Origin of the sequence: Polaromonas sp. (assembly GCF_039932935.1) — a bacterium.
Lineage (GTDB): Bacteria > Pseudomonadota > Gammaproteobacteria > Burkholderiales > Burkholderiaceae_C > Polaromonas.
Window position 1 is genome coordinate 1 of the sequence record NZ_JBDTPB010000128.1, and the last position, 13,924, is coordinate 13,924.

General features: G+C 59.5%; 14 protein-coding genes. 10 read left to right on the forward strand and 4 right to left on the reverse strand.

Annotation, left to right across the window (positions count from 1 at the left end; translation table 11 throughout):
* From rpmG to trxB, 3 genes are all read right to left on the reverse strand, one after another.
* Positions 1–137 (reverse strand): 50S ribosomal protein L33 (rpmG, locus tag ABI546_RS19770; protein WP_348049438.1); only part of this gene is annotated, 137 nt, incomplete at its 3' end.
* A gap of 11 nt (positions 138–148) precedes the next feature.
* Positions 149–382 (reverse strand): 50S ribosomal protein L28, encoded by a 234-nt coding sequence (gene rpmB, locus ABI546_RS19775; protein ID WP_092128623.1) that lies wholly within the window; start codon positions 380–382, stop codon positions 149–151.
* Positions 383–564: 182 nt separating this feature from the next.
* Positions 565–1,509 (reverse strand): thioredoxin-disulfide reductase, encoded by a 945-nt coding sequence (trxB, locus tag ABI546_RS19780; protein WP_348049416.1) that lies wholly within the window; start codon positions 1,507–1,509, stop codon positions 565–567.
* A gap of 169 nt (positions 1,510–1,678) precedes the next feature.
* Here trxB and ABI546_RS19785 point away from each other — a divergent pair, with 169 nt between their 5' ends.
* The 6 genes from ABI546_RS19785 to ABI546_RS19810 all read left to right on the forward strand — a co-directional run bounded on the left by ABI546_RS19785 (position 1,679) and on the right by ABI546_RS19810 (position 9,346).
* A complete protein-coding gene (locus tag ABI546_RS19785) occupies positions 1,679–2,356 on the forward strand; it encodes a Crp/Fnr family transcriptional regulator (RefSeq protein WP_348049418.1) in 678 nt (225 codons plus the stop codon).
* 98 nt (positions 2,357–2,454) lie between these two features.
* Entirely contained in the window at positions 2,455–4,803 is a 2,349-nt protein-coding gene (locus ABI546_RS19790) for a DNA translocase FtsK 4TM domain-containing protein (protein ID WP_348049420.1), read from the forward strand.
* Between the two features lie 5 nt (positions 4,804–4,808).
* Positions 4,809–5,453, forward strand: coding sequence for an outer membrane lipoprotein chaperone LolA (gene lolA, locus ABI546_RS19795; protein ID WP_348049421.1), 645 nt, complete (start codon positions 4,809–4,811; stop codon positions 5,451–5,453).
* A gap of 92 nt (positions 5,454–5,545) precedes the next feature.
* Positions 5,546–6,847, forward strand: coding sequence for a replication-associated recombination protein A (locus tag ABI546_RS19800; RefSeq protein ID WP_348049423.1), 1,302 nt, complete (start codon positions 5,546–5,548; stop codon positions 6,845–6,847).
* 224 nt (positions 6,848–7,071) lie between these two features.
* A complete protein-coding gene (locus ABI546_RS19805; RefSeq protein ID WP_348049425.1) occupies positions 7,072–8,211 on the forward strand; it encodes a branched-chain amino acid ABC transporter substrate-binding protein in 1,140 nt (379 codons plus the stop codon).
* A gap of 121 nt (positions 8,212–8,332) precedes the next feature.
* A complete protein-coding gene (locus ABI546_RS19810) occupies positions 8,333–9,346 on the forward strand; it encodes an asparaginase (protein ID WP_348049427.1) in 1,014 nt (337 codons plus the stop codon).
* A gap of 15 nt (positions 9,347–9,361) precedes the next feature.
* Here ABI546_RS19810 and ABI546_RS19815 read toward each other — a convergent pair whose 3' ends face one another.
* Positions 9,362–10,255: a LysR substrate-binding domain-containing protein gene (locus ABI546_RS19815; RefSeq protein ID WP_348049429.1), complete on the reverse strand. Its 894-nt coding sequence runs from the start codon at positions 10,253–10,255 to the stop codon at positions 9,362–9,364.
* Between the two features lie 360 nt (positions 10,256–10,615).
* Between ABI546_RS19815 and ABI546_RS19820 the strand changes: the two genes are divergently transcribed.
* The 4 genes from ABI546_RS19820 to ABI546_RS19835 form a co-directional block, all read left to right on the forward strand.
* Positions 10,616–11,545, forward strand: a complete 930-nt coding sequence (locus ABI546_RS19820; RefSeq protein ID WP_348049431.1) for a branched-chain amino acid ABC transporter permease — start codon at positions 10,616–10,618, stop codon at positions 11,543–11,545.
* 34 nt (positions 11,546–11,579) lie between these two features.
* Positions 11,580–12,698: an ABC transporter ATP-binding protein gene (locus ABI546_RS19825; protein WP_348049433.1), complete on the forward strand. Its 1,119-nt coding sequence runs from the start codon at positions 11,580–11,582 to the stop codon at positions 12,696–12,698.
* Positions 12,699–12,709: 11 nt separating this feature from the next.
* Complete coding sequence (locus ABI546_RS19830; protein ID WP_348049435.1) at positions 12,710–13,477, forward strand: ABC transporter ATP-binding protein; 768 nt, start codon at positions 12,710–12,712, stop codon at positions 13,475–13,477.
* Between the two features lie 14 nt (positions 13,478–13,491).
* The coding region (locus tag ABI546_RS19835) for an ATP-binding cassette domain-containing protein (protein WP_348049437.1) at positions 13,492–13,924 on the forward strand (433 nt) is incomplete at its 3' end.

The window sequence follows — 13,924 nt, forward strand, 5'->3', positions numbered from 1 at the left end:
TGCTTGCGTGCCTTGGGATCAAACTTCATGATCAGCATCTTGTCGGGCGTGGTTTTCTTGTTTTTGGTGGTCGTGTAGAAGTGACCGGTGCCGGCGGTGGATTCCAGCTTGATTTTTTCGCGTGCGCCTTTTGCCATGATGGTGCTCCTTAAGCTTGGCCGCGTGCGCGCAGGTCTGCGAGCACAGTATCAATACCCTTCTTGTCGATCAAGCGCAGGGCAGCGCTCGAAACGCGCAGGCGGACCCAGCGGTTCTCGGTTTCGACCCAGAAGCGGCGGTATTGCAGGTTCACGAGGAACCGGCGTTTGGTTTTGTTGTTGGCGTGGGAAACATTGTTTCCCACCATTGGGCCTTTGCCCGTGACTTCACATACGCGTGCCATGTGCACTCCATACTTTCTACAGCAGTTGCATCGGTCGGACGTGTTGTCTGCCGTTGCGCCTGCCTCACCTCGCCAGAATAGGGTGGCGGTAACCCGAGACTGCCAAACTGCCGCCGGCTCACCCGTTAGCTGGGCTTGTTGGGCAAATTTAGCAAAGCCTTGAATTATAAGGGATTTTTGCCTTACTGTGCTTGTTCAAGAAAACGCTGGGCATCCAATGCCGCCATACAGCCGGTTCCGGCGCTGGTGATCGCCTGGCGGTAAATGTGGTCCTGCACGTCGCCGGCGGCAAAAACACCGGGCACGCTGGTCATGGTCGCGAAGCCCTGCAAGCCGGTTTTGGTGATGATGTAACCGTCCTTCATCTCCAGCTGGCCGGCGAAAATGTCGGTGTTGGGCTGATGGCCAATGGCAATAAAGCAGCCTTTGAGCACGATGTCCTGCGTTGCGTCGTTCTGCGTGCTTTTGAGGCGCACGCCGGTCACGCCTGACGCATCGCCAAGGACTTGGTCCAGCGTATGGTGCAGTTTCAGCTCGATTTTTCCGGCAGCCACTTTTTCGTGGAGTTTGTCGATCAGGATGGCTTCGGCCTTGAATTTGTCGCGGCGGTGCACGAGTGTCACCTTGCTGGCAATATTGGACAGGTACAGCGCTTCTTCCACAGCGGTGTTGCCACCTCCCACCACGCACACTTCCTCTCCGCGGTAGAAAAAGCCGTCGCAAGTGGCGCAACCCGAAACGCCTCGGCCCATGAATGCGGTTTCCGACTCCAGTCCAAGGTATTTGGCCGAGGCGCCGGTCGCGATGATCAGCGAATCGCAGGTGTAGGTTCCGCTGTCACCCGTCAGGGTAAACGGGCGTTTGCTGAAGTCGACCTTGTTGATGTGGTCAAAAATAATCTCAGTCTTGAAACGCTCCGCATGTTCCAGAAAGCGCTGCATCAGGTCGGGCCCCTGCACGCCGTGCACATCGGCCGGCCAATTGTCGACCTCGGTGGTGGTCATGAGTTGGCCGCCCTGCGCAATACCGGTGATCAATACGGGGTTGAGATTGGCGCGCGCAGCATAGACGGCGGCGGTGTAGCCCGCAGGCCCTGAACCGAGAATGAGAACGCTTGAATGTTTCATGATGAAAAACTGATTGGGAAAGTGTAAGAACTCATGTAGAGTCATGTCGCATAAGTGCAAGCCCAAGGTAAAAACAAGGGCAGTATTTTTGCGGCATTGTTTGGCAAGCCGTGCCATTGTAAGAACTCACGCGACATCAGGTCGTAAGTGAGGTTGGGAGATATCTGATATGACAACGATGGTGTCCAACCTGGAATTGATTCGCCGGGTACCACTTTTTTCCGTGCTGACCGCCAGCCAGGCCGCTTCGGTGGCCGATACCGTGGTCAAGCGCCGGTTCAAGCGAGGCGAGCCTATCGTGGAGCAGGGGAAGAAATCCAATGCCCTCTCCATCATCCTGACGGGCCGCGCACGCGTCATCACTACCGATTCTCGTGGTCGCGAGGTCATTTTGGCGACCATGCATCCCGGCGACTATGTCGGTGAGATGAGCCTGATCGACAACGAACCTCATTCCGCCACGGTGCGCGCCGAAATTCAGACCGACGCCCTGATCCTGGGCCGCCTCGAGTTTGCCCGTTGCCTTCCTGAAAACAGCTCCATGGCTTATGCCGTGCTGAAAGGCCTGGTTCAGCGCCTGCGTCATGCTGACCGGCAGATCGAGTCGCTCGCCTTGATGGACGTGTACGGCCGTGTGGCCAGGGCTTTGCTTGAGTTTGCCAATGAAGACGGTGCCGGCAATGCCGTGATCCGCGAGAAGGTTTCCCGGCAGGATCTGGCCAAGATGGTGGGTGCTTCCCGCGAGATGGTCAGCCGGGTCATGAAGGATCTTGAAGAGCGCGGGTTCATTGAAACCCGGGATGATGGGTCCCTTCTGGTAAAAGAGCGTCTTCACACCCTGGGATAAAGTCCTTAGCGAGAACCTTAGCGGCCGCCCGTCCATTGTTTGGCGTCGCTGGCGCCCCTCAAGCACTTACCCAACTGCGGTAAGCTTCCAGCCGGGCCATGACTTATTCACTCGACACCCTGAACTCCAGAAACTCTCCTGCCGCAGCTCCGCCCGGCGGCATTAAACGCTTTGCCCATGAAGTCAGCCTGATACTGGGCCTGCTTGGCCTGATTTTCTGGCTGGCTGCGCTGCTCAGCTATTCCCCGCAGGATGCCGCCTGGTCAACCTCCGGCACGGCTGAAGCTGCGGGTGCTGTCCATGCGGTAGCTCGCAACTGGGGCGGGCGCTTGGGCGCGTGGCTGGCGGATGCCAGCTATTTCCTGTTGGGCTTTTCTGTCTGGTGGGCATTGGCGGCCGGCGGCCAGGTATGGTTGTCTTCCCTGGCACGATGGCTGCGCGGCGAAGCCGTCGCCGCGGGTTCTTCACCGTCTGCAGGTCGCATTCGCTTCTGGCTGAGTCTGCTGCTGCTTTTGCTGGCCAGCGCGGCACTGGAGTGGTCTCGGCTGTACCGTTTTGAATTCAGGTTGCCCGGTCATGCGGGCGGCGTGCTGGGCTATCTGGCCGGAACGCAGGGCGAGCAATGGCTGGGCTTTGCGGGTTCCGGCCTGGTTTTTATTGCGCTGGGCGTTATTGCCGTGTCGGCGGTTTTTGGTTTTTCGTGGGCGCATGTGGCCTTGCGTGTGGGCGCCTGGATCGACAACCTGATCGACTCCCGCCGCGAAAAGCGCGAGATCGCCCAAGACCTGGCGTTTGGCAAGCTGGCCGCACGCGAGCGTGAAGAAACGCTGATTGATGAACGCATCGAGATTGAAGAACATCACCCGGTTCCGGTGCTGATCGAGCCCGTTCTGGCCGACATTCCCAAGAGCGAACGTGTGGCGAAAGAGCGGCAAAAACCTCTCTTCAGCGAAATGCCAGACTCCAAGCTGCCGCAGGTCGACTTGCTCGACGGTGCGCTGACGCGCCAGGAGACCGTGGCCCCCGAGACGCTGGAAATGACCTCGCGCCTGATCGAGAAAAAGCTCAAGGATTTCGGCGTCGAGGTGCGCGTGGTGGCCGCTGCACCGGGCCCTGTCATCACGCGCTACGAGATTGAACCCGCCACGGGCGTCAAAGGCTCGCAGGTTGTCAACCTGGCCAAAGACCTGGCCCGCGCCCTGAGCCTCGTCTCCATCCGCGTGATTGAAACCATTCCGGGCAAAAACTACATGGCGCTGGAGCTGCCCAACGCCAAGCGGCAGTCGATCAAGCTCAGCGAAATTCTGGGCTCGCAGGTCTACAACGAAGCCAAGTCCATGCTCACCATCGGGCTGGGCAAGGACATCAGCGGCGCAGCGGTGGTAGCCGACCTGGCCAAAATGCCGCACTGCCTGGTGGCTGGCACCACCGGCTCGGGCAAGTCGGTGGGCATCAACGCCATGATTTTGAGCCTGCTGTACAAGGCCGATGCGCGCGACGTGCGGCTGCTGTTGATTGACCCCAAGATGCTCGAAATGAGTGTCTACGAAGGCATTCCGCACTTACTCGCTCCCGTGGTCACCGATATGCGCCAGGCCGCCCACGGCCTGAACTGGTGCGTGGCCGAAATGGAAAAGCGCTACAAGCTCATGAGCAAGCTGGGCGTGCGCAACCTGGCCGGCTACAACGCCAAGATCGACGAAGCCAAGGCCAAGGGCGAATTCATCTACAACCCCTTCAGCCTCACGCCTGAGCAGCCCGAGCCGCTTGAACGCCTGCCTTACATCGTGGTCGTGATCGACGAGCTGGCCGACCTGATGATGGTGGTGGGAAAGAAAATCGAAGAGCTCATCGCGCGACTGGCGCAAAAGGCGCGGGCCGCCGGCATTCACCTGGTATTGGCGACCCAGCGCCCCAGCGTGGACGTGATCACCGGCCTCATCAAGGCCAATATCCCCACCCGTCTGTCTTTCCAGGTCAGCAGCAAGATCGACAGCCGCACCATTCTTGACCAGATGGGCGCCGAGGCTTTGTTGGGAATGGGTGACATGCTTTACATGCCGAGTGGTACAGGCTTTCCAATTCGCGTGCATGGTGCGTTTGTGAGTGATGACGAAGTGCACCGCGTGGTGGCCTATCTCAAGCAGCAGGGCGAGCCCAACTACATCGAAGGCGTGCTCGAAGGCGGCACGGTGGATGGCGAAGACGGCGACTTGCTGGGCGACGGCAACGGTAACGGCGGCGGGGAAAAAGACCCGATGTACGACCAGGCCGTGGAAGTCGTGCTGAAAAACCGAAAGGCCAGCATCTCGCTGGTGCAGCGTCACCTCAAGATCGGCTACAACCGCGCTGCGCGGCTGGTCGAAGACATGGAAAAAGCCGGGCTGGTCAGCGCCATGAGCGGCAGTGGCCAGCGCGAAATCCTGGTGCCCACGCGGGCGGAGTGACGATCATGAAGAAATATTTTGCTACTGTTTTGATAGCTGCTTGCGCTCATCCGGTATGGGCCAACGGCCTGGAAAGCCTCGAAACTTTTGTGAAGACCGTCAGCAGCGGCCGCGCCGAGTTCACCCAGGTGGTGACGGCGCCCGGCAAGGACGGCCAGGCCGCGCGCAGCAAGACCTCAAACGGTACGTTTGAATTTTCGCGGCCCAACCGTTTTCGCTTTGTCTACAAAAAGCCTTTTGAGCAAACCATCGTGGCCGACGGCCAGACCTTGTGGCTCTATGACACAGACCTGAACCAGGTCACCTCGCGCAAGCAGTCCAGTGCGCTGGGCTCGACGCCCGCAGCCCTGATTGCTGCCGCCCCCGACCTGCGCGCGTTGCAGGCCGATTTCACCCTGGCTGCGGCGCCTGACGCCGATGGCCTGCAGTGGGTGGTGGCCACGCCCAAGGGCAAGGATGGGCAGCTGCAGGCCGTGCGCGTGGGTTTTCGCCCCGGCGAAAAATCCTCGGGCCTCGCCGCGCTTGAAATCCTCGACAGCTTCGGGCAGCGCTCCGTGCTGAGCTTCAGCAAGGTCGAAGTCAACCCCAGCTTGCCGGCCGACACATTTCGCTTCGTACCGCCCCCCAAGGCGGATGTGATCAAGCAGTAAAGACGGGTAACACGGCGAAGGCCGGTTGCGAGCTGCGCAGGGGTCCTGCCGGGCGCAGCGCCCGGCGTTCAGGCGGGACGCGCAAGGATTCCATGGCTAGCTCCAAATCTTCACACCAACCCCTGGCTGAGCGGTTGCGCCCCCAAAATCTGGGCGAGGTGATCGGCCAGCAGCACCTGCTCGGTGAAGGCATGCCGCTGCGCATCGCGTTTGAATCCGGCCAGCCGCACAGCTGCATCCTCTGGGGGCCACCCGGCGTGGGCAAGACCACCATTGCGCGCCTCATGGCGAGCAGTTTTGACGCCCACTTCATCACCATTTCCGCTGTGCTGGGCGGCGTCAAGGACATCCGGGAAGCGGTCGAGCAGGCGTCGATCTGGCAAGGCCAGAGCGGCAAGCGCACGATTGTGTTTGTCGATGAGGTGCATCGTTTCAACAAAAGCCAGCAGGACGCGTTTTTGCCGCATGTGGAAAGCGGCCTTTTTACCTTCATAGGCGCCACTACGGAAAACCCCTCGTTTGAGGTGAATTCGGCCCTGCTCTCACGCGCTGTGGTGTATGTATTGCACCCGCTTGGAGAGGTAGATCTCAAGCAAATCGTCGCCAAAGTCCTTGCTGAGCGTGCGCTACCAGCTATCGAAAGCATAGCAAGTGAGGCAGTTGACCGGCTGGTGGCGTATGCCGACGGTGACGCGCGGCGTCTCTTGAACACGCTCGAATCCCTGAGTGTGGCGGCCAAAGCCGAAAAAGTGACCGAGGTCACCGACGCCTGGCTGCTCAAGGTACTGGGCGAACGCCTGCGCCGCTACGACAAGGGCGGTGAGCAGTTTTACGACACCATTTCGGCCCTGCACAAATCAGTACGCGGGTCAGACCCCGATGCGGCTCTGTACTGGTTCATGCGCATGCTCGACGGCGGGGCCGAACCGCGCTACATGGCGCGCCGCCTGGTTCGCATGGCCAGCGAAGACATCGGCCTTGCCGATCCGCGGGCCTTGCGCATGGCGCTGGATGCTGCGGAAGTTTATGAGCGCCTCGGTTCCCCGGAGGGCGAACTGGCGCTGGCTCAATGCGTCATTTATCTGGCGGTCGCGCCCAAGTCCAATGCCGTCTACAAGGCCTTCAACGAAGCCAAGGCTTTCATCAGCAAGGACGGCACCCGCCCGGTGCCCCTGCATTTGCGCAATGCACCAACAAAGCTCATGAAACAGCTCGACTACGGCAAAAACTACCGCTACGCGCATGACGAAGAAGATGGTTTCGCCGCGGGTGAAAATTATTTTCCCGAAGGCATGCAGGCCCCGGGCTTTTACCGGCCCGTTAAACGAGGGCTGGAAATAAAAATCGCTGAAAAACTCGAAGCGCTAAGGGCAAAAAACGACACGGAGAAATAAGCCGTGCCCAGCGGGTTTGTGATCTTCGCTGACGGGTCATAAGCGGCCTCGGTCAAGCCAGGCCGGAAACCCCGGGGGCCAGGCGCCGCGCATGACGCGTCAGATACGGGCCGCATCCCCAAAACAGCGCATACGCTTTCTGCATGGCGTGCCTCGTCTACGCATGCCTCAAGGGTGAAACCCGGTTTGATACTACCTGCTCATCAATTCAACAGGAGTCGGGTATGTCGTCAGGTTATTGCGTAAAGAGTGTTCTTTCTGTGCTGGCAATTGTTTCGGCAACTTCGGCTTTAGCGCAGGAAAAAGTAAAAATTGCGGTGGTCGGTCCGCTGTCGGGCCCGGCGGCAAACTATGGCAAAGACAACGAGCGCGGCGCACAGCTTGCCATCGAAGATCTGAACACCCGCCAGTTCAAGATTGGCGGCAAGGCCGTGAAGTTTGAGTTGGTGTCAGAAGACGACCAGGCTGACCCGAAGCAGGGGACTGCCGTTGCGCAAAAGCTGGTAGACAACGGTGTCAACGGCGTTGTGGGGCATAACAACAGCGGCACCACCATTCCCGCCGCCCGCATTTACAGCGAGGCGGGCCTTCCGCACATCACCCCCGCAGCCTCCAATCCCAAGCTTACCCAGCTGGGCTACAAAACCACATTTCGCACCATTGCCCACGATGGAATGATCGGTAGCGCGCTGGCGGTTTATGCGGCCACCAAGCTCAAGCTCCGCAGCGTCGCCTTGATTGATGACCGCACGGCCTATGGCCAGGGCTTGGCAGACGAGTTTGAAAAAACCTTCAAATCACTGGGCGGCGTGATTGTCGCGCGCGAATTTACCAGTGACAAGGCCAGTGATTTCTCCCCCATCCTGACCACGATCAAAGGCAAAAAAGCCCAGGCGGTCTTTTTTGGCGGGCTTGATGGACAGGCGGGCGCCATGCTTCGCCAGATGGCCCAGCTGGGCATTGGGCAGCTTCCTTTCATGGGGGGCGATGGGGTATGCACCGGCGATTTGCCGAAGCTTGGCGCACAGGCGGTCGGCAAAAACGTCATTTGCGGTGATGGCGGCGAGGCCTTGATGGACATGAAGGGCGGCCCCGGTTTCGCTCAACGCTACAAGGCCGCCTACAACAGCGAAGTCGTGGTTTACGCGCCGTATGCCTATGACAACGTCATGATATTGGCCAATGCCATGCAGGCGGCCGGCTCAGCCGAGCCTGCCAAATACCTGGCGTACGTCGGCAAGACAAAGTACGACGGCATCACCGGCCATATCGAGTTTGACGGGACGGGCCAGCGCACGAAGGCCGCTGTCACGCTGTCCACCTATCCAATGGGTGTCAAGACCACGTTGGTCACGATGAAGTGACGGCGCTCCGCGAATCAGAAGGCTCGCAAAAGACTGAACTGGTTCCCGCGTCCCGCTTGGCCATGCATTGGCCGGCGGCGGGCCGGGTGGCGTGAGTGTTGCCTTCGCCTTCTTGAACCCTATGGTTGAAACATTGATGCAGAAAAAAAAGATTGTCGTCCTGGGCACCGGAGGCACGATAGCCGGTGAGGCCAGTTCCGCATCGGACGTGCTCAGTTACCAGGACTCGCAGCTTTCGGCCGCCGACACCTTGGCGCCGCTGACGCCCCATTTACCCGAGAACGTCGAGTTGCTCGCCGTCCAGATCAGCCAATTGGGTAGTGAAAATTTTTCCACCGACACCTGGCTCGGCCTGGCTGACGCGATCTCGCGGCTCGACGAGCGCGAAGCGCCCGATGGCTTTGTGTTGACGCAAGGAACCGACACGCTGGAAGAGACCGCGTATTTTCTGCATCTGGCGCTCAAGACAGCCAAGCCGGTCGTGGTGGTGGGGGCCATGCGGCCCGCCACCGCCATCAGCGCAGATGGGCCGTTGAACCTTTTGCGGGCGGTGCAGCTTGCTGCCAGCTCTCGGGTCCAGGGGTATGGCGTGATGGTGGTGGCGAATGAGCGGATTTTTTCGGCCCGTGAGGTGACCAAATCCCATACCTCGTCGATCGACAGTTTTTGCAGTCCTGAGTTTGGCTGTATGGGCTATATGCAAAACGGCGAGGTCAAACTTCACCGGATGCCATCGCGCCACCACACGCTGAATTCGCCTTTCAGCGTGTCGGGCCTTCACAGACTGCCAAAGGTGGACATTGTTTATGCCTACGCGGGTGCCGGCTGCGAAAGCATTCACGCATTTGTCAACGGCGGTACGCGCGGCCTTGTGCATGCGGGTACCGGTAATGGGTCGATTTCCAGCGTTCATCAGGCGGCATATCGTGAGGCGATTCTCCGCGGCGTTGCCGTCGTCAGAAGTTCACGTACCGGCAGTGGCCTGGTGTCGCGCAATGGCGCGGTGGACGACGATGCTTTTGGCTCCATAGGCTCGGACACGCTCAGTCCGCAAAAAGCCCGTGTGCTGCTCTGCCTGGCACTGACCTTGACACAGGATGCCTGCGAGTTACAGCGGTATTTTGACAATTACTGACCCGGATTCCCCATGTCAGCCGCCATGAATCAGTCTTGCCTGGGCCGCGAAGTGTTCCATGAACTTTGTTTCGTGCAGCCCTGCCTCATGTGTGACCAGGCGCATCGCGGAGACCCGTATGGGCACTTCAGGTGTGAAGGGCAAAACCTGCGCTCCGTGCATCTTTCCAAGTGCGCCCGTCAGGGAGTCAACCAACGCAACGCCCATCCCCTGGGCTGCGAGATGCATGGCCACCACACTGGTTTCGACCGAAACATTACGCGTCAGCGCAATGTCCGCCATGCCGTCCGTCTGTGCGATCAGCGACGCCACCAGGTCATCTTTGCTCAATCCAATCATGTTGCAGGAACCCAGGTCCTTGATCGAGATGGAGGTTTTGCTTTTTGCGAAATAACCGGATGTCGACACGGAACAAAAAAATGCCTGCAGCAAGTCAGTGGTGGCCAGCGCCGCATGTGCCACCGGCTCATAGACAAACCCGAGATCAACATGCCCGGCCAGAAGCGCATCCACCAGGGAGTCGTAGTGATAGGTTTCCAGTGTCAGCTTGCATTTGGGGTATTGCCCGATGAATGATTTCACCGCCCGGGGCAGCACGGCTGTGGCCAGGGACGGTACGGCGGCAATCCTTAACTGCTTGACGCCGCCGTTGCGCAGCCCGGCCGCCAGCGAAGAGGCATGGCTCATGGATTCCATGATTCTTAGAATCGCCGGACGCAGCTGCTGGGCTTCGTCGGTTGGCGCCATACGTCCCTGCTGACGATGAAACAGCAGAAAGCCGAGTTCACTTTCCGCGCTTGAAATAAGGCGGGAGACAGCCGGTTGGGAAAGATTGAGCATCTTTGCGGCGCCGGTGACGGTGCCGCAAAGAAATACTGCATTAATAGCCTCGTATTTATGAAATCGCATATTGCAATCTAAAAAACGGACGAATGGCCCGACATCAGGCGGGGTGACGAATTAAGTCGGCGTTCGGCGTCGCATTAGGGCTGATTTTCAAGGAGCAACTCATATAAGAATAACTAATGAAAAATTAAAATTCGATGTTTCAGAAAATGTTAAGGGTAAACCCCGCGAAAACCACCCGCTTGGCCCGATTCTCGCTTAAGACCGGTGGCTACAATTCGCGGATTAGCTCGCCACCCGACCCAGTCACCTGGTTTTGATAGGCGGGCTTTTTGTTAACTCAAGCCAGCCACCGGCGATCCCGGTGTGTGGTCGCCGCCAGGCGGAGTTCGCAATTTCATCAATTGGACGGGAGAGTGAGTTATGGAAGTATTGCTACAGCAGATCATCAATGGTCTGGTGCTGGGCAGCATGTATGCCTTGATCGCCTTGGGTTACACCATGGTGTACGGCATCATCAACCTGATCAATTTCGCGCACGGCGAGGTCTTGATGGTGGGGGCTTTAACCAGCTGGACCATCATCGGCCTGATGCAGGAATCCATGCCGGGCACGCCGGGCTGGATTATTTTGCTGATAGCGCTGCTGATCGCGTTTGTCGTTTGCGGCGCCCTCAATTTTGCGATTGAGAAAATTGCCTACCGGCCGCTGCGAAACTCCCCCAAACTGGCTCCGCTGATCACCGCCATCGGCATGTCGCTGCTGCTGCAGACGCTGGCCATGATCATCTGGAAGCCCAACTACAAACCTTATCCCACTCTGCTGCCAAGCGAGCCTTTCCAGGTCGCCGGCGCCGTCATCACCGTGACCCAGCTGTTCATTCTGGGCGCCACGGTTGTTTCCCTCTCCGTGCTGATGTGGTTGGTTCATTACACCAAGCTCGGCCGCGCCATGCGGGCCACTGCCGAAAACCCCCGCGTTGCTGCCCTCATGGGGGTGCGTCCCGATACCGTCATCTCGGCTACCTTCATCATCGGCGCTGTTCTGGCAGCACTGGCCGGCGTCATGTATGCGTCCAACTACGGCACCGTGCAACACACCATGGGCTTTTTGCCGGGCCTCAAAGCCTTTACCGCTGCCGTGTTTGGCGGCATCGGCAACCTGGGCGGCGCGGTGCTCGGCGGCATTCTGCTCGGTTTGATCGAATCCATCGGCGCCGGCTATATCGGCCCGCTGACGGGCGGGGTGCTGGGCAGCCAGTACTCCGACATCTTTGCCTTTATCGTGCTGATTTTTGTGCTCACGCTGCGTCCCTCGGGCCTGCTGGGTGAGCGTGTAGCGGACCGCGCGTGACGCCGCGTCCATCCGATACACAAGGAGAAACCCCATGAATTCCGTCAAATCGAAAAAACTCATTACCTTCCTGATCGTCGCGGCAGCGCTGCTGGTGCTGCCCCTGATCCTGCAACAGGGCGGTAACGCCTGGGTGCGCATTCTCGACATGGCGCTGCTCTATGTGCTGCTGGCGCTGGGCCTGAACATCGTGGTCGGCTACGCCGGCCTGCTGGACCTGGGTTATGTCGCCTTCTTCGCGGTGGGCGCCTACTTGTTCGCGCTACTCGGTTCGCCCCACCTGGCCGATGCCTTCCCCTGGATTGCGGCAGAGTTCCCGAACGGACTGCATTTGCCGATCTGGGCCATCATCCCGATGGCGGCGGCGCTGGCGGGCCTTTTTGGCGTTGTGCTGGGCGCGCCAACCCTCAAACTGCGCGGCGACTATCTGGCCATCGTGACTTTGGGTTTTGGTGAAATCATCCGGGTGTTCCTGAACAACCTGGACCGCCCCATCAACCTGACCAATGGTCCCAAGGGTATCAACCAGATCGACTCGATGAAGTTCTTCGGGTTTGACCTCGGCAAACCGCATGAGATTTTCGGCTTCGAGGTCAACTCGGTGTCGATGTATTACTACCTCTTCCTGGTGCTGGTGATCGTTTCGGTCGTCGTTTGCCACCGCCTGGAAAACTCCCGCATCGGCCGCGCCTGGATGGCCATTCGCGAAGACGAAATCGCCGCCAAGGCCATGGGCATCAACACCCGTAACCTGAAGTTGCTGGCCTTCGGCATGGGGGCCACTTTCGGCGGCGTCTCAGGCTCCATGTTCGCAGCCTTTCAGGGTTTCGTTTCGCCGGAATCCTTCAGTCTGATGGAGTCGATCATGATCGTCGCCATGGTGGTGCTCGGCGGCATCGGGCATTTGCCGGGCGTCATTCTGGGCGCCTTGCTGCTCGCGGCCTTGCCTGAGGTGCTGCGCCACGTGGCCGGCCCGCTGCAGGCCATGACCGACGGCCGGCTCGACTCCGCCATCCTGCGCCAGCTGCTGATCGCGCTGGCCATGATCACCATCATGCTGATGCGTCCTCGCGGCCTGTGGCCTTCGGCGGAGCACGGCAAGTCGCTGAACAAGGTCGCCGGTAAAGACCCCATTCAGTCAATCAACCCTTAAGGAGAATGGACATGAGCGAAACCATTCTTAAAGTCTCCGGTGTTTCCAAGCGCTTCGGCGGCTTGCAGGCCCTGAGCGATGTCGGCATTCACATCGAACGCGGCCAGGTGTATGGCCTGATCGGCCCCAATGGCGCCGGCAAGACCACCTTCTTCAATGTGCTGACAGGGTTGTACACACCCGACAGCGGCACTTTCGAGCTGGCCGGCAAGGCCTACAAACCCACGGCTGTGCATGAGGTGGCCAAGGCCGGCATTGCCCGCACCTTCCAGAACATCCGCCTGTTTGCCGACATGACGGCACTCGAGAACGTCATGGTCGGCCGCCATATCCGCACCCAGTCGGGCCTCATCGGCGCTGTGCTGCGCACACCCGGCTTCAAGCAGGAAGAAGCGGCCATCGCCAAACGTTCACAGGAATTGCTCGACTATGTGGGCATTGGCAAATACGCCGGTTTCAAGGCCCGCACGCTGAGCTACGGCGACCAGCGCCGCCTCGAAATTGCCCGGGCCCTGGCCACCGACCCGCAGCTGATCGCGCTGGACGAACCGGCCGCCGGCATGAACGCGACCGAAAAAGTGCAGCTGCGCGAGTTGATCGACCGCATCCGCAAGGACAACCGCACCATCCTGCTGATCGAGCACGACGTAAAGCTGGTCATGGGCCTGTGCGACCGCGTGACCGTGCTCGACTACGGCAAGCAGATCGCCGAAGGCGCGCCTGCCGACGTACAAAAAGATGAAAAAGTGATCACCGCCTATCTGGGCACCGGTCATTGAAGGAAAGCAAGAACATGGCAGCAAACACACTCCTGAAGGTGACTGGCTTGAAGGTCGCATACGGCGGCATCCAGGCGGTCAAGGGCGTTGACTTCGAAGTCAACGACGGCGAACTGGTCACGCTCATCGGCTCGAACGGCGCCGGCAAAACCACCACGATGAAAGCCATCACCGGCACGCTGCCGATGCTGGGCGGTGATATCGAATACCTCGGAAAGAGCATCAAGGGCCGTGGCGCCTGGGACCTGGTCAAGGAAGGCCTGGCCATGGTGCCGGAAGGCCGCGGCGTGTTCACCCGCATGACCATCACCGAGAACCTGCAGATGGGCGCTTATATCCGCAGCGACAAGGCCGGCATCGCCGAAGACATGGAAAAGATGTTCGTGCTGTTTCCGCGCCTGCGCGAGCGCAAGGACCAGCTGGCCGGCACCATGTCGGGCGGCGAGC